Genomic DNA, 18,853 nt, shown 5'->3' with positions numbered 1-18,853 from the left:
GCTCATGCATCTGTCACACGAGCGCGACGTCGGGGTTCGGTTCGCGCAGGGCCGGATCCTCTCCGGCCGGCCCCGTCTCGAGGGCGAACACGACCGGCATGCCCGTGGAGGCGGGGGCCGGGAAGCGGAGGGAATGCCCGTCCAGGACGGTGAACGGCACATTCGCGCCGTCGGCGAGGGCGCGGATCGCCCGTACCTCGAGGCCCGCGGGGACCTCGACCGTGAGGATCCCGGACACCGGGATCCGGGTGACGATCGCGTGCACGAGCCCGGTCTCGGCGCCCGCCGCGTCGAGCGGCGCCGTGTAGAAGCCCCAGCCCGGGTACTCCCACCTTTCGGCCGGGCCGGAGCCGTGCACGGCGGCGCCGTTCGCGTGCATCCATGCGCCGACCTCGCGGGCGAGGTCGACCTCGGCCGGGACGAGGGATCCGTCGCCGCGCGGCCCGAAGTTCAGCAGCAGGTTGCCGCCGAGGCTCACCGTCTGCGCGAGCTGCTCGATGATCTGCGCGGGGGTCTTGCGGCCACGGTCCGCCCACGCGGAGTCGTGGAAGCCCCAGGTGGCCTGCGTGATCGTCGCGCACGCCTCCCAGTCGTGGGCCGTCACCGACCGGTCCCACGGCGCGGGCAGGCGCCGCTCGTAGCCGCTCTCGTAGTCGCCCATGAGATCGCCGTTGGAGTCGAAATGCCGCGCGCCGAGGTCGTCGGCGCGGAGCCGGCTGTTCACGATCGCCCCGGGGATCCGCTCCTTGAGGATCCGCTCGATCTCGTGCGTCCAGCGGCCGTTCGCCTTGACCGACTCGTCCCAGGTGCCGTCGAACCAGAACCCGCGCACCTGCGGGTAGCGCTCGGCGAGCTCGACGAGCTGGTTCGCGGCGAAGTCGAGGTAGCGGTCGAACGCGGCGCGGTCCTCGTCGGTGTCGAGCCGGTACCGCCAATCGGGATGGTGCCAGTCCAGCACCGAGTAGTACAGGTGCGTCGCCAGCCCCTCGGCCTGATAGGCGGCGAGGATCTCGCCGAGCACGTCCCGGCCCGAGGGCGTCGCCGCGACGGTGAAGTCGCTGTGCGCGCTCGGCCACAGGCAGAACCCGTCGTGGTGCTTGGTCGTCACGGTCACGTAGCGGGCGCCCATCGCCTTCGCGGTGCGCGCCCAGGCCGCGGGGTCGAACCCGTCGAGCGTGAAGTCGCGGGCGAGGGCGGCCCAGTCCTCCCGGCTGACCTTCGCCGAATGCATGAGGAACTCGGCGGCGAACTCGATGGTCCGCCCGTGCCAGGTGCCCGCGGGGAGGGCGTAGAGGCCCCAGTGCACGAACTGCCCGAACCGGTCGGCGCGGAAGGCGCGCATGGCCGGATCCTGGCGGAGCTCCTGCGGGCCTGCGCCGTACCGCAGCGCGATCATCGGGCTTCCCCGCGCGGGCCGGTGAGCCCCGCGTGCCCGTCCCAGGGCAGGAACGTCGCGAGATCGAACTCGTCGACTCCGCCCGACGCCCAGGTGAGGTGGATCCGGGTCCCGTCGACGCGCAGCGCGACCTGGTCACGCCAATGCCGCGGATCCGCCGGGCCGCCGCGCTCGAGCACGTGCAGCGTGACCACCACGGTCCGGCCGGTGCCCGTCGTGCCGAACACGGCCGGGGTGGCGGAGTGAGGGCCCATCGCGTTCGCGTCGCGGTAGGCGAAGATGCGGGCCGACGACCCTTCGACGGGCTCAGGGACCGGGGACGGGGCGGACTCGGGGACCGGGACCGTGTCCCAGCCGTGCAGGCCGACGACCGCCGATAGCAAACCGTCCCGGCCGCGCACCCACGCGCCGCCGTCGAACGTCCCGCCGGTGGGCTCCACGTCGTCGGCGACGGCGTAGCCGCCCTCGCGCATGGTCCACGGCCGGTCCGTCTCGACGAGGTGCGCGCGCACCTCGTACACGTCGTCGGAGGCGGTCACGGTCGTCACCGCGCAGCCGGGCAGCGCACGCCGGTCGAACTGCGGCACGTGCACGGATCCGGACAGCGCGCCCTCCACGCGGGTCGCCCTCAGCGCGCTGCGGCGGCTGCCGTTGCCCTCGGCGTCGACCAGCGCGAAGTGCGCGTCGATCGCGTCCGCCCAGGCCGGCCCGGTGCCGGGCGCGGTGTGGGTCGTGTAGCCGAACTTGGCGTAGTGCGGGTCGTCCCGGTCGACGTCCTCGCCGACGGGGAGCGTCGCGTGGTCCGAGCCGTGGTTCGCCATCCGGACGATGCCGTCGGATGCGGCCCGGAGCACCCACCCTGCCGGCTCGATCGGCCGCACGAACGGGCCGCCGTCGGACGGCTGCGCCTCCTCGGGCGCGGTCCACACCGGCGCCGAGGCCGGCTGGGCGAGCCCGAGGAACCCGATCCCGGCCAGATAGGGGGAGCCGAAGCCGCTGTAGTCCTGCAGCACCGGCTCGAACTCGTGGTACCAGCCGAGCGAGAGCGGGCCGCCGACGCCGACGCCCTGCGCGGTGAAGCGGGAGAGCACGCCCGAGGCGATCCGGCGGGTCTGGCCGGGCGTGAGCGCGCTGACGCCGGACTCGTCCGCGCACCACAGCGCGGCGAGCAGGGCGGTGCGATACGTGAGCGAACGGCCCTGGTGCAGCACGGATCCGTCCGACGCGAACATGTGCGCCTGCGACGCGGTGAAATCGCGCAGCCGTTCGAGGTGGCGCTGCCCCTCCGGCGTCTGCACGGTGTCGGTCATCCGGTACCAGGCCCAGAGGTACGGGTGGATCGCCCACGCGTTGTAGTAGTCGATCGCGTGCTCGGGGCCGTCGGTGTACCAGCCGTCGCCGAGGTACCAGGACTCGACCCGGGCGACGTTGCGGTGCGAGGTGGTGCCGGTGACCTCCTCGCCGACGGAGCGGAGGAAGCCCTCGGCCATCGCCGGGAAGAGCTGCCAGTTGTTCTGCCACACCTCGCAGCGGGCGTGGTGGCGCAGCCAGTCCGCGATCTGCTGCTGCTCGGGGCGGGTGAGCCCGGCCCACAGCCGGTCGCGGCAGACGTACAGGCTGAACCCGATGTTCGCCGACTCCACGATCGAGTTCGTGATGCCGGTGAGGGGGAGCCGGCAGGTGACGCCGCGCGGCCACTCCTCGGCGCCACCCGGACGGGTGCCCGCGAGCAGCGCCCGCGAGTACCAGTCCAGGTGGGCCTGCACCTCCGGTGCGCCAGGGTCCGCCGCTCCGGCGATGCGCGCGGAGCCGAGCAGGAAGGACCGGCCGACCGTCTCCATGCTCTCGCGGCGCTCGCCGTCGCCGGTGACCCGGCCGGGGAGGCGGGGCAGGCCGCCACCGGGGCTGTCGTAGCGGCGGATCTGGCCGAGCCAGTCGTCCGCCACGGCCTCCCAGTGCGCCCTGCCCCACCCGGTGAACGGGGAGAGGACCGGATCCGGGGCGACGGCAGTCGTCATGAGCTCTCCCACGTTCTTGTTCTCCGGTGTCGTCAGGCGGACGGGGATGGGCTCGGCGTCGCGCCGCTGAGCGCCTTCTGGTACTCGGCACGGATGGCGTCGCCGCCCGCGCTCTTCCAGTTGGTGATCGCGCTCCTCACGTCGTTCAGCGAACCGCGTCCGGCGATGAAGTTGGTCACCGCATCGCTCACGGGCTTCATGATCGTGAGGCCCTGCTTCGCGTTCGTCGGGCTGAACATGCCCTGCGTCGGATCGGCCACGCCGAGCGGGACGAGCTTCAGATACGCGTCGTGCAGCACCTTGATCGCGTCCGGGAACTGCGGCGAGTAGAGCGTGTTGGGGCCGGCGGCCAGGTACTTCCACGGCGTCGCGGTGTCGAGCGCGGCCTGCGGCGTCGGGATCGGGTTGCCCTTGCCGTCGAGCTTGTAGTCGGCGTCGGCGGCACCGTAGTTCATCAGCAGGTACTCCTCGCTGCCGAACGGGGCGGCCATGAAGTTGGCGACCTGCAGCACGAGCTTGATGTGGTCGGCGCTGCCCTTCTTCACCATGGTCCACGCGAAGTCGATGTTGTCGAGCCACACCGACGCCTTGCCGCCCGTGGCGCTGAACGGGATGAACGGCGTCACCTTGTTGGCGGGGTTCGCCGCGGGAACCGTCTGCTGGTAGCCGCCCGGCTTGCCGAAGGCCGGCAGCCCGTCGTAGATCTGCGCGACCTGGCCGGAGATGAACGCGTTCGACATCTGGGACTTGGTCCAGCCCTCGCTGCCCGGCGCGTAGCAGCCGGCGGCGTACAGCTTCTGCACGAAGCTGATCGCCTCGAGGTACTCGGGGGTCTCGATGTCCTTGACCAGCTTGCCGTTCTTCTGGGTCCAGTTGTACGGCACGTGGAAGATGTGGTGGAACGGGATGAGGCCGAACTTGGTGCTGCCGAGGGCCCAGCGGTTGCCGCCGGTGAGCTGCTTGGCGAGGGCGAGGTAATCGTCGGAGCTCTTGATCGTCGACGTGTCCTTGACGCCCGCGGCCTCGAAGAACGTCTGGTTGATGAAGCCGGATCCGCCGGTCATGCCGCGCGGGATCGGGATGCCGTAGAGCTTGCCGTTCTGCACGGCCGGCTTCCAGAACGCCTGCGGGATGTTCGCGAGGTTCGGGTAGTCCTTGACCTTGTCGCCGGCGAGGAAGGGCGTGAGGTCCTGGCAGGAGGACTGCAGGAAGCCGATGATGTCGGCGATCGCCGCACCGTCGTTGAGCATGAGGTCGGGCAGGTCGCCGCCCGCGATCACGGTGTTCAGCTTGGTGTCGAAGTCGTCGCTGGACACGGCGGTGATGTCGACCGTGCCGCCGAGGCGCTTGAAGATCGCCTGGGTGGCCGGGTTGGAGTCGGCCGCGGTGGGCGGCGGGCCGAAGATGTTGGTGATCGCGGTGACCTTCTTCCCGTTCATGAACGGGGACGGCACCGAGCGGAACGGCTTGGCCGGGTAGTTGAAGAACGCCGCGGGCACGCCGTCGGCGGTGCCGGGGAGGTCGGCGGCGACCCCCTTGATCGCGGTGAACTTCGGCAGCACCGAGGTGGAGGCCGCCGACGCCGTCAGCTTGGTCTGCGTGCCGCAGCCGGCCAGGGTGCCGGTGGCCACGACGGCCAGTGCGCTGAGGGCGGCGTAGGACAGGAAGGTCCGCCGGTTCGTCTCAAGAGCCACGATGGGCTCCTTTCTGTGGGTGGATTGGTGGTGCGGGGGAGCGGGCGGTCAGCCCTTGACGGCGCCGGTGAGGACGCCCTTGGTGAAGTACTTCTGCAGGAACGGGTAGACGAGCAGGATCGGCACGACGCTGATCACGACGACCGCCATCTGGATGGCCTGCGACGGTGCCGAGATCTCTCCGGCCGAGGCGGTGTCGAGGGGCGACCCGAGCAGCACGTACTGGCGCAGGATCATCGACAGCGGCCACTGCTCGGCCTTGAGGTAGAGCATCGCGTTGAAGAACGCGTTCCAGTACGCGACGGCGTAGAAGAGCCCGACGACGGCGAGCACGCCCTTGGAGAGCGGGAGCACGATCTTCACGAGGATCCGGAAGTCGCCGGCCCCGTCGATCCTGGCCGCCTCGAAGAGCTCCTGCGGCAGGCCCATGAAGAACGAGCGGACCACGACCAGGTTGAACGCCGAGATGAGGGTGGGCAGCACCAGAGCCGCGTAGCTGCCGAGCAGGCCGAGCTGCTTGACCATGAGGAAGCTCGGGATGATGCCGGGGGTGAACAGCATCGTGAACAGCGCGGTGAGCAGGATGAACTTGCCGAAGGCGAGGTCGCGGCGGGAGAGCCCGTACGCCATGCCCACGGTCGCGGCGAGGGAGCACAGCGTGCCGATCGCGGTGATCAGGATGCTGCGGACCAGGGCGGCGGTGACCACCCCGCCCGCGAAGATCGTCTCGTAGGCGGCGAAGGTCGGGTGCAGGGGGAACAGCACCAGGCCGTTCGCGTTGGCGATGTCGGTGCTGTCGGACAGGCTCGTGGAGAGCACCGTGAGGAACGGATAGATCGTCAGGATGCAGATGATCGTGATCACGATCGCCTTGCCGGCCCGGCTGAGCGGGGTGGGCTTCTCCATCCAGGCGGGGCGGAGGGACTCGACCCGGCGCGCCTGACGCCTGCTCCTGGGCATGCTCACCGCGCGGGTGGTCAGCTCGAGGTCACTTGTTGTTGTCACTGGAGTACACGCCTTCCTGGCCGAACAGATGAGCGACCTTGTTGGCGCCGAGGACGAGCGCGAGCCCGACGACGCCCTTGACCAGGCCGACCGCGGCGGCGGGGCCCCACTGTCCGTTCTGGATGCCGTTGAAGTAGACCCAGGTGTCGAGCACCTCGCCCGCGCCGGCGCCGACGTTGTCGCGCTGCAGGACGATCTGCTCGAACCCGACGGAGAGGATGCTGCCGAGGTTCAGGATCAGCAGCAGGATGATCACGGGCATGATGCCGGGGATCGTGATCTTCCGCATGCGCTGCCACGGCCCTGCGCCGTCGACGGCGGCGGCCTCGTACAGCTCCTGGTCGATGTTCATCAGGGCCGCGAGGAAGATGATCGTCCCCCAGCCCGCGTCCTTCCAGGCGGACTGGATCGAGACCAGGAACGGGAAGAACCACGGGGTGGTCATCGCCTGGAACGGCTGCATCCCGAGCGCCTGCATGAGGTGCGGCACGACGCCGGTCGCGCCGAGCACCTGCCCGAAGATCGAGACGATGATGACCCAGCCGAGGAAGTGCGGCAGGTAGACGACGCTCTGCACGAACTTGCGGATCCGGCCCGACATGATGCTGTTCAGCAGCAGCGCGAGGACGATCGGGATCGGGAAGAAGAGCACCAGCTGCAGGCCCGTGATCACGAGCGTGTTGCGCAGCGCCTGCCAGAACGTGGGATCCCCGAAGATCTTCACGAAGTTGTCGAGGCCGACCCACGCGCTGTCGATGAAGCCGAGATAGGGCTGGTAGTCCTCGAAGGCGACGATGTTGCCGGGCAGCGGCAGCCAGTGGAAGACCACGAAGTAGAGGAAGCCCGGAGCGATCAGCAGCAGCATCATGCGGTCGCGCTTGATCCGCGCCCAGAGGCTGCGCTTCCTCTTCGCGGGTACGGGATCGGCGCTCGGCACGGTGACGTCCGCCAGCGGCTTCGACGGCGCTTCGGCGCTCGGGGCGTCGTCGACCCGTGTCGGCGCGCGGTGCGCGGTGGCTTCGCTGTAGCTGCTCATCGTTGACCTCGGCATGCGACGCGAGAGGGAAGCGTCATCGGTTCGTGGGGGGCAAGTGCTAGTAAGCGCTTGCTACTCGTCCGACCGTACAACACGTCTCCAGGGCTGTCAACGCTCGATCCCATTCTCATCATCCCTTGATTTCACGCCATATTTCCTTGGAGGTCGGATGTTTGTCGCTGGACACCGGTCGTAGTATGCGCTTACTATGCGATGTGAGAACTGAAAGGATCGCCGTGAACATGGAGCTGCCTTCGCCCCGCCCGCGCGCAGTGGTCGTGATGTCGGACGAGTCGTTCGCCGAGGTGTTCACCGAGGAGGGGCTGGCCCGTCTGCACCGCGTGGTCGACATCGTCGGTCCTGTGCCGATCACGGGTTTCGACGCGCCGGGGGCCCGCGAGGCCCTGCGCGAGGCCGCAGTCATGGTGACCGGCTGGGGGGCGCCGCGCATCGACGCCGACGTGCTCGATCTCGCCCCGCAGCTGAAGGCGCTCGTGCACACCGCGGGCACGGTGAAGACCTTCCTCGACGCGGAGGCGTTCCGCCGCGGCATCCGGGTCAGCACCGCCGCCGCCGCGAACGCGACCCCGGTCGCCGAGTTCACGTTCGCCGCGATCGTGTTCGGCCTCAAGCGGGCCAGCCGCTTCGCCGACCAGCTGCGCACCACCCGCCGCCACCGCACGGTCGCCGGTCTCCCGCCGCTCGGCACGAACGGCATCACGATCGGCATCCTCGGCGCGTCCAAGGTCGGCCGCGAGGTGATCCGGATGATCTCCCTGCTGCAGGCGCGGATCCTCGTCGCCGATCCGTATCTCACGTCGGCCCAGGCCGCGGCCCTCGGCGTCGAGCACGTGTCGCTCGAGGAGCTCTGCCGGCGCAGCGACGTGCTCAGCCTGCACGCCCCGAGCACGCCCGACACCCGGCACATCGTCTCGGCCCGCGAGCTCGCCCTGCTGCACGACGGCGCGGTGGTGATCAACACGGCACGCGGCGCCCTCATCGACACCGACGCGCTTGCGGCGGAACTCGTGACGGGGCGACTGGACGCCTACCTCGACGTGACGGATCCGGAGCCGCTGCCGGCCGACTCGCCGCTGTACTCGCTGCCGAACGTGGTGCTGACCCCGCACATCGCCGGCGCCCTCGGCAACGAGATCCACCGGCTGGGCGACTCGGCCGTGCGCGAGGTGGAGCACTACGTTGGTCGAGGGATGCTGGTGCACGAACTGCTCGCCGACGAGCTGGCGTACACCGCCTGATCACACCGCCCGAGCCGGGCATGACGCGCAGTCGCGGCCGGGGCTGCGAGCCGAGGAAGGGGAGGACCCGATGACGACGCAGAGCGAGCGTGCGACGATGCGCGGCGGTCACAGCGTGACGATGACCGACGTCGCCGAGCGCGCCGGGGTGTCCACCGCCACCGTGTCCCGCGTGCTGAACGGCAACTACCCCGTCGCGCAGGCGACCAAGGACGCCGTGAAGCGGGCCATCGACGACCTCGGCTACACGGCCAACGCGCACGCCAGGGCGCTGGCCAGCTCGGCCACGCACAGCGTGGGGATCATCGTCAACGACCTCGTGGATCCGTTCTTCTCCTACATCGTTCGCGGCGTCGAGCAGGAGGCGTCCACGACCGGCCGGCTCTGCATCGTGGCCGCCTCGCAGGGCGACGTCGATCGCGAGATCGAGCTCATCGACCGGATGATCAGCCAGCGCACCGACGCGGTGATCGTGGTCGGTGGCGCCTACGACGACGCCGGGGCCCGCCGCCGGATGGCCGAGCGCGCCCGTGCCCTGGCCGGGATCGGATCCACCCTCGTGCTCTGCGGCCGGCCCTCGGTGGGGGACAAGGCGCCGACCAAGATCGTCGGATACGACAACGAGGGCGGCGCGTTCGCGGTCACCGAGCACCTCATCTCGCTGGGGCACCGGCGGATCCTGTACCTCGGCGGCCCGGTCGGTCTGTCCACGAGCGTCGCGCGCCTGGCCGGCTACCGCCGCGCCATGCAGTCGCGCGGCCTCGACGTGCCGACGGAGCTCGTCCGGCAGGGCGCGTTCGGCCGCCGGTTCGGTCACGCCGAGATGAGCGAGATCCTCGCCTCGAAGCTCGATGTCACCGCGGTGTTCGCCGCGAACGATCTGGTCGCCGCCGGTGCGCTGGACGCGATGACCGCGGCGGGCGTGCGCGTGCCGGAGGACATCTCCCTCGTCGGCTACGACGACATCCCGCAGTCCAGCGAGCTCACGCCCAAGCTGACCACCGTGCACGTGCCGCTCGAGGAGATGGGCCGGGAGAGCGTGCGCCTCGCGCTCAGCCAGGACGACGACGCGTTCGGCCGGCACGCGGACGGCGAGATCATCATCGGCACCCGGGTCGTCGTGCGCGAGTCGGCCGCCGCTCCCGCCGCGACCCCGTGGGCGTCGCGGCGCTGACAGCGCAGCGGATCCGGGCGGCAGATCGGTCCGCGATCCCTTCTCCCGCATGTGGGAAAGCGTATACCCTGGCTCTGTGCGACCGCTCGGAGAGGCGAGCGCGACGACTCGCCGCAGAGGAGACCCCGGGCTTGGGTTTGAATCAGCCTGCTGCGAGGATCGGCGGGCTCAGCCCTCGAACGCGGCGAGGGCCTCGAAGCGCTTCCGTGCCCCGGCGTAGGCGGTGTGCCGGGTCTGATCAGGGACGAACTCCGCTTCGATCTCGGTGGCGAGTCCGGTGAGCCCTTCGATCGACGCGACGAGCCCCGTCGCAAGGCCGGCGAGCCCCGCAGCACCCTGGGCCGCGCCGTGTCCGCTCGCGGGACGCAGCACGGGGATGCCGAGCACGTCCGCCTTGATCTGCAGCCAAGCGTCGGAAGACGCCCCGCCACCGGTCGAGATCAGCCGGTCGATCCCGAACCCCGCCGCACGCATCGCGTCGACGTCGCGGGCGAGTGCGAGGGCGTTGCCCTCCATCGCGGCGAGCATGAGGTCGATACCGTCGACGGTGAGATCGATTCCGGAGACGATGCCGCGTGCGGCTGCATTCCAGGTGGGGGTGCGCTCGCCGGCAAGGCTCGGCACCATGGTGAGCCGTCCGGGACGCGGGCGGGCGAGGATCTGATCCGCCTGGCGCAGGTCGCGTCCGTGGTCGAGGGAGTTCACCCAATCGATCGTCGCGCCCGCGGTGACCTGCGCGGTGATCAGCAGGTCGACGTCGGGCAGACAGTGCCGGGAGTGGATGAAGCCGGGGATCGCCGTGCCGCGCGGGACGGCGAGCATGGTCACGCTGGAGAAGCCGGTCATGTCGACGAGCGGATCTCCGGGCGCGAGTGCGCCGGCCTCGAGGGCGGATCCGATGGCGTCGATGCCGCCGGCGGCGACGGGCGTACCGGCGGGGATCCCTGTCGCGGCGGAGGCTTCAGCGCTGACGGCGCCCACGATCGCGCCGGCGGGCACGATCGTGGGGAGCAGTGCGAGCGCGGGCACGGCGGCGCGGATGGGGGCGGAGAAGTCGCCGACGGCCTCGTCGAAGCCCTGCATGAGCGAGGCGGTGGTGTCGTCGAGCACCGAGACGCCGGTGAGCCGGCGGACGATGTAGCCGTTCGTCGCGAGGACGCTCTCTGCGGCCTCGAGCTCGGCAGGGCGGTGGCGCGAGAGCCACGCGAACTTGGCGGTGCCGAAGAAGGGGTCGGCGCCGTTGCGGGAACCGGGCGCGAGAGCGAGGATCTCCTGCGCCTCGACGGCGGCGCGACGATCGAGCCAGGTCAGCGCCGGTCCGGTCGGTTCGCCCAGAGCGTCGACCGGCACGAACGTCGGGGCCTGGGATGTGACGGCGACGGCGCGCACGGTGAGGCCCAGGGTGACGGCGGTCGTGGCTTCGGCGACGGCGCGCCACCAGTCCCGGGCGTCCTGCTCGGCGCCGGATCCGTCGGTCCGGGTCGGGTAGGGGACCGACTTGTCCGCGAGGCGGTTGCCGCGCAGATCCGTCGCCACGACCTTCGCCGAGCTCGTCCCCACGTCGATGCCGAGCAGCGCGTCTCCGCGCCGCTCGGCATCGTGCACGCGCGTCTCGCCGCTCACGCGGGAGCCACCGCCGTGCCCTCGACGAGGGGGTTCAACGCGGGCTCGCCGGTGATGAAGCGGCGCAGCTCCTCGGCGACACCGCGCGCGGCGCGCAACGCGGTCTCGCGGCTGGCCCCGGCGATGTGCGGGGTGACCACGACGTCCTCGCCCTCGCGGGCCAGGGTGAACAGGGGGTGTGCGAAGTCGACCGGCTCCTCGGGGTACACGTCGAACGCCGCACCGCCGAGGTGGCCGTCGGCGATCGAGGCGGCGACGGCGTCGTAGTCCACCAGGCCGCCGCGGGCCGCGTTGACGAGCAGGGATCCGCGGGGCATGAGCGCGATCCTAGCCGCGTCGACGAGGTGCCGGGTCTCGGCGGTCAGCCGCGCGTGCACCGAGACGAGGTCGCTGCGGCGGAACAGCTCGTCGACGTCGGAGACGAGCTCGACGACGCCGTCCAGCGCACCCGCGGGCAGGTACGGGTCGAACACGAGCACCTGCGCGCCCATCGCGGCGAAGACGCGGGCGACGTGCGCGCCGACGGCTCCTGCGCCGAGCAGGCCGATGACGGATCCGGACACCTCGCGGCCGACCGCGTCGGAGCGGTACAGGTCGCCGCGCCACTCGTCGGCGAGCATGCTGCCGTGCGCGAGCGGGATCCGGCGCAGCATCGCCAGCGCGAGGCCGATCGTCATCTCGGCGGTCGCGATGCCGTTGCGGCCGGGGACGTTGGCGACCCGGATGCCTCGTTCGCGCGCCGCCTCGACGTCGACGTTCGTGGGGCCGCCTCGGGAGACGGCGATGAGCCGCAGCTCGGGGCGGGCGTCCATGACCCGCGCGGTCAGCGGGGCGAGCTGGGTGACGATCGCGTCGACGCCTTCGAGGGCCTCGATGAGCTCGTCCTCGGTCCCGGAGGCCTCGTCGACGTCGCCGACGCGGCCGAACGGCACGTCCGGCCAGCCGAACTCGATCTCGCGGACGTCGACCTCGACGTCGTCTCCGACGGCCTCGAGGACGCAGTCGCGCAGCAGCGACGAGCGGATGAAGCGGTCGCCTGCGGCGAGCACTCGGATCATGAGCGTGGATTCCCTTCGTGGAGGAGGTCGTCCGGCCGCCGTGGTCGGCGGCCGGACGGGACCTGCTTACTTGCCGCCGAACACCTCGTCGTAGTACGCCTTCGCGTTCGACGAGTCGATGGCCTTGATCGGCATGTACTGGTCCTTCTCGACCTTCTTGCCGTCCAGCAGCTCCTTGGTGATGTCGATCAGCGTGCGGCCGTGCGCCTTCCCGCCGCCGAGGCTGATGGTCGACTTCTCCGGGTCGCCCTTCATGATGTTCTGGATCTCCTGCTGGGTCGCGTCGATCCCGAACAGACCGAACGTCTTGAAGTCGGTGACGCCCGCGGACTTGACGCCCTCGTTGCCGCCGACCGCGCCGCCGCCGCCGATCGTGGCGATCATCTTGATGTTTGGGTGCGCCTGGAGGAAGTTCTCCGCGTTCGCGACCCCGTCCTCGCTGGTGAGGGCAGGGGCGGTGGCGACGAGCTTGGCGTTGGGGGCGACCTTCGCGACCGCGTCCTTGATGCCCTTCGCCCGCTCGATGATCTCCGGGAAGCGCGGCAGGTCCATCAGGCCCCACTCGACGGCCTTGTCGCCGTAGTTCTTCTGGATCCACTTGCCGGCGGCCTCGCCGTTGGCGTATCCGGTCTTGTACGCGTCGACGAGGTACTGGGAGTCGTAGTTCGTCAGCACCTGGGTGTAGCCGACCACCTTGATCCCGGCCTTCTGCGCCTTGGCGGTGACGTCCTTGAGGGCGTTGGCGTCGACCGCGCAGATGATGATCGCGGAGACGCCTTGCTGGATGAAGTTCTCGATCTGGGTGACCTGCGTGGCGGCGTCGTTGTGCGCGTCCACGTAGTTGACGGACAGGCCCTTGTCCTTGCCGTACGTCTGCGCCTCCTGCACGAGCTCTGACCACACGGGGTTGCTCAGATCGGAGAATGTGATGCCGACGGTCTTTCCGTCGCCCTTCGCTCCGCCGCCGGACGCGGCTGCTCCGGCATCGGGGACGGTGGTGCAGCCGGACAACAGCAGCGCGACGACCGCGGCGGCCGCAGCGGCGAGGCCGAATCTCTTCTTCACGATGGTTCCTTTCGGGGAGGGGGTGATGCGGGGTGGTGCGGGTACGAGGAACGGATCAGGCGGACGCCGTGGCCGGGGTCTTGAGCGCGACCCCGCCGATCTGCTTGGCCCTACCGCGGGATCCCTTCGACATGGCGTCGTAGATCACGGCGGCGAGCAGGATGCAGCCCTTGATGACGAGCTGCACGTAGGCGCTCACGTTCATCAGGACGAGGCCGTTGTCGAGGACGCCGACGATGAGTACGCCGATGAACGCCCCGAACAGGCTGCCGCGGCCGCCCATGACGCTGATGCCGCCGAGCACGCAAGCGGTCAGCACGCTGAACTCGAAGCCGGCGCCGGTCGCGGACTGCGCCGAGTTCAGGCGCGAGAGCAGCAGGACCGCGCCGATCGAGGTGAAGAAGCCGCAGAGCGCGTATACGAGGATCAGCGTGCGCTTGGTGTTCACGCCGGAGAGGCGGGCTGCCTCGGCGTTGTTGCCGATCGCGTAGAAGTAGCGGCCGATGTAGGTCTTGTTCAGGATGAACAGGCCGATCGCCCAGATCGCGAGGAGGAAGATCAGCGAGACCGGGATGATCCCGAAGATCGCGCCCTGTCCGAGCATCGAGAACTCCTTGGGGAAGCCGAAGATCGGCAGGCCCTTGGAGATCAGGTAGCTGAGGCCGTTGAGGACCATCATAATCGACAGGGTCACGATCAACGGCGCCACCCCGGTGTAGGTGATGATGAGGCCGTTGACGACGCCGATCAGCGTGCCGAGTGCGAGCGCGATGAGGCAGGCGAGGTACCACGGCACGCCGAACGTGGCCATGAGCATGCCGGTCACGACGACGTTGAGAGAGATCTGGTACCCGACGGAAAGGTCGATGCCGCCCGTGATCAGGACGAACGAGAACCCGACCGCGCAGATGCCGAGGGTGGCGATCTGACGAGCGATGTTGAAGATGTTGCCCGGCTCCAGGAACTGAGGGGTGAGCAGGCTGAAGGCGATCACCAGGACGATGAAGACGAGAAGGATCCCGAGGTTCCTGACTCGGGACAGGACGGTGGACTTCATTCGAGCTCTCCTTGAGCGGCCAGGGCCATCACGGCCTCCTGGGTGATTTCGTTCTTTGTCAGGACCCCCTGCTGCAACCCCTCACGCAGCACGACGATCCGGTCGGCCATGCCGATGAGCTCCTCCATGTCGGAGGAGATCATGAGGATGGTCCTGCCCTCCGCGGCGAGGCGGTTCATGATCTGGTAGATCTCGGCGCGGGCGCCGACGTCGATGCCACGGGTCGGCTCGTCGAAGATGATCACCTCGGGCCGCGTGGCCAGCCACTTCGCGAGCACGACTTTCTGCTGATTGCCGCCCGAGAGGTTCCCGACGATCTCGGCGGAGGAAGGCGCCTTGATCCGCAGATCCGCCATGTACTCGGCGGCGAGATCGCGTTCCTGACGGCGGTTCACCACCGTGCCAGGAGACATCGAGCGCAGCAGAGGGAGCGTGATGTTCTGCAGGATGGAGAACTCCAGCACGAGCCCGTGCCGTTTGCGATCCTCCGGGACGAGTGCGACCCGGTGGCCGATCGCCTGGATCGGGGAGCGGGACACGACCGAGCGGCCGTGCAGCGACACCTCGCCGGCCTCGACCCGCTTCGCCCCGAAGAGCAGCTCCATCAGCTCCGTGCGACCGGCTCCGATGAGTCCGGCGAAGCCGACGATCTCGCCGCGGCGGGCCTCGAAGGAGATGTCGGAGACGCCGTTGCCGGTCAACCCGTCCACGCGCAGCGACACCTCGCCGGGGACGGTCTCGCGCTGCGGATAGCCCTCGGTGAGCTCGCGGCCGACCATGAGGCGGATGAGCTCACCGCGCGACGTCGACGACGTCTCCTGGGTGGCGATGTGCTGCCCGTCACGGAGGGTGGTGACCCGGTCGGACAAGCGGAAGATCTCGTCCATCCGGTGGGAGATGTAGACGATCGTCATCCCCTCGGCTTTGAGGGCGTCGACGACGCGGAACATGGCCTCGACCTCGGCGGCCGTGAGCGGTGCGGAGGGCTCGTCCATGATGAGCAGGCGCGCGTCGCGGGACAGAGCCTTGGCGATCTCGACGATCTGCTGGAACCCGGTGGTGAGCTCGCCCACGAGTACGCGCGGGTCGAGGTCGACGCCGAGGCGGGCGAAGAGGCGGCGGGCCTCGGCGTACATGCGCTTGCGGTCGAGGACCGGTCCCCGGCGGATGTAGTGCCCGAGGAACACGTTCTCGGCCGCGTTCAGCGTGGGCACGAGAGTGAACTCCTGGTAGATGACGGCGATGCCGAGCTCCTGGGCGGTCGCAGGGGTGAGCTGGGCGTGCGCGACGCCGTCGACGACGATGCCGCCCGCGGTGGGCTCGACGGCCCCGGCGAGGACCTTGATGAGCGTGGACTTTCCCGCGCCGTTCTCCCCGACGATCGCATGGACCTCGCCGGGCCGCAGGTCGAGGGAGACATCTTTCAGAGCGGCGACACCCGGGTAGTGCTTGGTGATCCCGTCCAGCTGGACGGAGAGTCCGGTGACTGCGGAACCGATGGTGGGAGCGATCGGAGGATCCTGCTCGCGCTGCTCCTGTGCTGCTGCGTTCACCGTGGGACTCCTTCCGTGCGCGGCTGCTCTGCTCGTCGACATGACATCCGGATGCACTCCTTCGTGTCGGCTGTGGATCACAGTGTGTTAGATCATGTTCAATCTTGTCAAGTCATGTTCGAAATTTGAGGCGTGGCGCAGGAGCGGAGGCGCCGACGGTGCTGCAGGGCACGGGTGACGCCCCCGCGGCTCAGCGGGGCGGGGGAGCGGCCGGGGTCAGAGGATCGTGCCGACGACCCGTGCGTACGGGGCGAGCTCGGGCTGATCCGGCGCGAGCTCCGTGGCGAGCACGCTGACGCGGTCGAGCGGGATCGCGGTCGCGGTCGCGACGTCGTCGAGCTTCTCGGCGTGCGCACCGATCAGGATCCGGACCGAGGAGCGTGCGAAGGCCCTCTTGACCTCGGCCTCCTCGAGGGTGTCCTCGTAGAGCATGCGCTCGTCGAGCGCTGCCGCCGAGGCGAAGAACGCGCTGAACCGGATGCTGTCGAGGAACGCGGTCGCGACCGGGCCGATCAGCGAGTCGGAGCGCTTGTCGCCCGCGCCGCCCGTGAGGATCGCTGTCACGCCGGGGCGGTCCTGCAAGGTCTGGAAGGTCGAGAGCCCGTTGGTGACGACGGTGAGATCGCTTACCGGCGGCAGGGCGAGGGCGAGCCGGTTGATCGTCGTGGAGGAGTCCATCGCGATCACGCCGGAGGTGGGAACGAAGGGGAGCAGCTTCTGTGCGATCGCGGCCTTCTCCTCGGCGTGCGAGCGCTCGCGGCCCTGGAAGCTCACCGGCCCGCTGTAGACGGCGCCACCGCGGACGCGTCGGGCGATCCCGCGCTCCTCCATGCCGCTGAGGTCGCGGCGCACGGTCATCTCGCTCACGCCGAGCGCTTCGGCGGCGTCGGTGAGGGAGATGGCCTTGGACTCCTTGAGCTGCTCCAGCAGCCACGTCCAGCGCTCCTCGGCGGCTAGGGACTTCACGAGGCCCATGGTAGTGCGACGGATCTCACTTCCCACGCGTGTCAGATCATGTTATCTTTCACATAATTTCACACCCACGCGCCGGCTACGCCGCGCGTCCACGCACTGGGAGCATCGATGACGAACCCGACTGCCGCTTCTCTTCTGGCCCGCAGCAACCGGCTGGGCGCGGATCCGAAGAACACGAACTATGCGGGCGGCAACACATCCGCCAAGGGCACCGAGACCGATCCCGTCACGGGTGGGCCCGTCGAGCTGCTCTGGGTCAAGGGCTCCGGTGGCGACCTCGGCACCCTGACCGAACAGGGCCTGGCGGTCCTTCGGCTGGACCGGATGCGCGCGCTCGTCGACGTCTACCCGGGTCTCGACCGCGAGGACGAGATGGTCGCCGCGTTCGACTACTGCCTGCACGGCAAGGGCGGGGCCGCCCCGTCGATCGACACGGCGATGCACGGCCTCGTCGACGCCGCACACGTCGATCACCTGCACCCCGACAGTGGCATCGCGATCGCGACCGCCGCCGACGGCGAGGCGCTCACGGCCCGGATCTTCGGTGGCAAGGTCGTGTGGGTGCCGTGGCGGCGCCCGGGGTTCCAGCTGGGTCTCGACATCGCCGCGATCAAGGCGGAGAACCCCGACGCGGTGGGCTGCATCCTGGGCGGGCACGGGATCACCGCGTGGGGCGACACGTCCGAGGAGGCGGAGGCGAACTCGCTGTGGATCATCGAGACCGCCGCCGCCCACATCGCCGAGCACGGCAAGACGGACCCGTTCGGTGGCGTCCGCGCAGGGTTCGAGGCGCTCCCCGGGGCCGAGCGGCGGGAGCGCGCAGCCGCCCTCGCGGCCACGATCCGCGGGATCGCTTCGACCGAGAGGCCCATGGTCGGCCATTTCACCGACGCGGACGTCGTGCTCGACTTCCTCGCGTCGACGAAGGCGCCGGCGCTCGCCGCCCTGGGCACGTCCTGCCCCGACCATTTCCTGCGCACCAAAGTCAAGCCGCTGATCCTCGACCTGCCCGCGACCGCCACCGCCGAGGAGCAGATCGCGCGCCTGCACGAGCTGCACTCCTCGTATCGGACCGACTACCAGGCCTACTACGACGCGCACGCGACCGCCGACAGCCCCGCAATCCGCGGCGCCGACCCGCTCATCGTGCTCGTCCCCGGTGTCGGCATGTTCTCCTACGGTGCGAACAAGCAGACCGCGCGTGTCGCGGGCGAGTTCTACGTCAACGCGATCAACGTGATGCGCGGCGCCGAGGCCCTGTCGACCTACGCGCCGATCTCCGACGCCGAAAAGTTCCGCATCGAGTACTGGGCACTCGAGGAAGCCAAGCTGCAGCGGATGCCGCGGCCTGCGAGCCACCAGGGACGGATCGCGTTCGTCACGGGCGCCGCGAGCGGCATCGGCAAAGCCATCGCCACCCGGCTCGCCGCCGAAGGGGCGTGCGTCGTGGTCGCCGACCTGGACCTGGACAAGGCCCGCGCCGCGGCGGCGGAACTCGGCGGCACCGACGTCGCGATCGGCGTGGCCGCGAACGTCGCCGACGCCGCCCAGGTGCAGGCCGCGCTGAACGACGCCATGCTCGCGTTCGGCGGCGTCGACCTGATCGTCAACAACGCCGGCCTGTCACTGTCCAAACCGCTCCTGGAGACCACGGAGAAGGACTGGGACCTGCAGCACGACGTGATGGCGAAGGGATCCTTCCTCGTATCCAAGGCCGCAGCACGCATCCTCATCGACCAGAAGCTCGGCGGAGACATCATCTACATCTCCTCCAAGAACAGCGTCTTCGCCGGCCCCAACAACATCGCCTACTCCGCCACCAAGGCCGACCAGGCCCACCAGGTGCGCCTGCTCGCCGTCGAACTCGGCGAACACGGCGTGCGCGTGAACGGCATCAACCCCGACGGCGTCGTGCGCGGATCCGGGATCTTCGCCTCCGG

14 protein-coding genes are annotated in these 18,853 nt (G+C 69.8%); 3 read left to right on the top strand and 11 right to left on the bottom strand.

The annotated features are described in order from the left end of the window. Positions 1-13: 13 nt before the first annotated feature. The 5 genes from RBR11_RS18105 to RBR11_RS18085 are packed head-to-tail and all read right to left on the bottom strand — an operon-like array spanning position 14 to position 7,149. On the bottom strand, positions 14-1,396 hold the full coding sequence (locus RBR11_RS18105; RefSeq protein ID WP_308490785.1) for an alpha-L-fucosidase: 1,383 nt from the start codon (positions 1,394-1,396) through the stop codon (positions 14-16). Next, positions 1,393-3,414, bottom strand: coding sequence for a DUF2264 domain-containing protein (locus RBR11_RS18100; protein WP_308490784.1), 2,022 nt, complete (start codon positions 3,412-3,414; stop codon positions 1,393-1,395). Before RBR11_RS18100 ends, RBR11_RS18105 begins: the two co-directional genes overlap by 4 nt. Positions 3,415-3,446: 32 nt before the next feature. Then, positions 3,447-5,108: a type 2 periplasmic-binding domain-containing protein gene (locus tag RBR11_RS18095; protein WP_308490783.1), complete on the bottom strand. Its 1,662-nt coding sequence runs from the start codon at positions 5,106-5,108 to the stop codon at positions 3,447-3,449. Between the two features lie 48 nt (positions 5,109-5,156). Next, positions 5,157-6,068: a carbohydrate ABC transporter permease gene (locus tag RBR11_RS18090; protein ID WP_373889816.1), complete on the bottom strand. Its 912-nt coding sequence runs from the start codon at positions 6,066-6,068 to the stop codon at positions 5,157-5,159. 28 nt (positions 6,069-6,096) lie between these two features. Continuing rightward, positions 6,097-7,149 carry an ABC transporter permease gene (locus tag RBR11_RS18085; RefSeq protein ID WP_308490781.1) on the bottom strand — a complete coding sequence of 351 codons (1,053 nt, stop codon included), beginning with the start codon at positions 7,147-7,149 and terminating at the stop codon, positions 6,097-6,099. A 242-nt stretch (positions 7,150-7,391) separates the two neighbouring features. Between RBR11_RS18085 and RBR11_RS18080 the strand changes: the two genes are divergently transcribed. Beyond that, a complete protein-coding gene (locus tag RBR11_RS18080; RefSeq protein ID WP_308490804.1) occupies positions 7,392-8,408 on the top strand; it encodes a hydroxyacid dehydrogenase in 1,017 nt (338 codons plus the stop codon). A 70-nt stretch (positions 8,409-8,478) separates the two neighbouring features. After that, the gene (locus RBR11_RS18075; RefSeq protein WP_308490780.1) at positions 8,479-9,582 is read left to right on the top strand and encodes a LacI family DNA-binding transcriptional regulator; all 1,104 of its coding nucleotides are present in this window, start codon (positions 8,479-8,481) and stop codon (positions 9,580-9,582) included. 168 nt (positions 9,583-9,750) lie between these two features. On the opposite strand, the gene RBR11_RS18070 is transcribed toward RBR11_RS18075, so the two are convergent. From RBR11_RS18070 to RBR11_RS18045, 6 genes are all read right to left on the bottom strand, one after another. Further along, positions 9,751-11,205, bottom strand: coding sequence for a xylulokinase (locus RBR11_RS18070; RefSeq protein ID WP_308490779.1), 1,455 nt, complete (start codon positions 11,203-11,205; stop codon positions 9,751-9,753). Continuing rightward, positions 11,202-12,263, bottom strand: coding sequence for an NAD(P)-dependent oxidoreductase (locus RBR11_RS18065; protein ID WP_308490778.1), 1,062 nt, complete (start codon positions 12,261-12,263; stop codon positions 11,202-11,204). Before RBR11_RS18065 ends, RBR11_RS18070 begins: the two co-directional genes overlap by 4 nt. Before the next feature lie 66 nt (positions 12,264-12,329). After that, on the bottom strand, positions 12,330-13,328 hold the full coding sequence (locus RBR11_RS18060; protein ID WP_308490777.1) for a sugar ABC transporter substrate-binding protein: 999 nt from the start codon (positions 13,326-13,328) through the stop codon (positions 12,330-12,332). A gap of 55 nt (positions 13,329-13,383) precedes the next feature. Next, positions 13,384-14,385, bottom strand: coding sequence for an ABC transporter permease (locus RBR11_RS18055; protein WP_308490776.1), 1,002 nt, complete (start codon positions 14,383-14,385; stop codon positions 13,384-13,386). Then, positions 14,382-15,938 carry a sugar ABC transporter ATP-binding protein gene (locus RBR11_RS18050; RefSeq protein WP_308490775.1) on the bottom strand — a complete coding sequence of 519 codons (1,557 nt, stop codon included), beginning with the start codon at positions 15,936-15,938 and terminating at the stop codon, positions 14,382-14,384. Before RBR11_RS18050 ends, RBR11_RS18055 begins: the two co-directional genes overlap by 4 nt. A gap of 216 nt (positions 15,939-16,154) precedes the next feature. Continuing rightward, positions 16,155-16,904 carry a DeoR/GlpR family DNA-binding transcription regulator gene (locus RBR11_RS18045; protein WP_308490774.1) on the bottom strand — a complete coding sequence of 250 codons (750 nt, stop codon included), beginning with the start codon at positions 16,902-16,904 and terminating at the stop codon, positions 16,155-16,157. 117 nt (positions 16,905-17,021) lie between these two features. Here RBR11_RS18045 and RBR11_RS18040 point away from each other — a divergent pair. Then, a partial coding sequence (locus RBR11_RS18040) for a bifunctional aldolase/short-chain dehydrogenase (protein WP_308490773.1) occupies positions 17,022-18,853 on the top strand: 1,832 nt, incomplete at its 3' end.

Origin of the sequence: Microbacterium capsulatum, from assembly GCF_030865425.1 — a bacterium.
Lineage (GTDB): Bacteria > Actinomycetota > Actinomycetes > Actinomycetales > Microbacteriaceae > Microbacterium > Microbacterium capsulatum.
Note: the sequence above shows the minus strand (reverse complement) of the source record. Positions and strands in the feature narration are given on the sequence as shown.

Excerpts from the sequence above, each read along its gene's own strand:
- RBR11_RS18105 (WP_308490785.1), bottom strand. The coding sequence starts at position 1,396 with ATGATCGCGCTGCGGTACGGCGCAGGCCCGCAGGAGCTCCGCCAGGAT.
- RBR11_RS18100 (WP_308490784.1), bottom strand. The coding sequence starts at position 3,414 with ATGACGACTGCCGTCGCCCCGGATCCGGTCCTCTCCCCGTTCACCGGG.
- RBR11_RS18090 (WP_373889816.1), bottom strand. The coding sequence starts at position 6,068 with ATGCCCAGGAGCAGGCGTCAGGCGCGCCGGGTCGAGTCCCTCCGCCCC.
- RBR11_RS18085 (WP_308490781.1), bottom strand. The coding sequence starts at position 7,149 with ATGAGCAGCTACAGCGAAGCCACCGCGCACCGCGCGCCGACACGGGTC.
- RBR11_RS18080 (WP_308490804.1), top strand. The coding sequence starts at position 7,392 with ATGGAGCTGCCTTCGCCCCGCCCGCGCGCAGTGGTCGTGATGTCGGAC.
- RBR11_RS18075 (WP_308490780.1), top strand. The coding sequence starts at position 8,479 with ATGACGACGCAGAGCGAGCGTGCGACGATGCGCGGCGGTCACAGCGTG.
- RBR11_RS18065 (WP_308490778.1), bottom strand. The coding sequence starts at position 12,263 with ATGATCCGAGTGCTCGCCGCAGGCGACCGCTTCATCCGCTCGTCGCTG.
- RBR11_RS18055 (WP_308490776.1), bottom strand. The coding sequence starts at position 14,385 with ATGAAGTCCACCGTCCTGTCCCGAGTCAGGAACCTCGGGATCCTTCTC.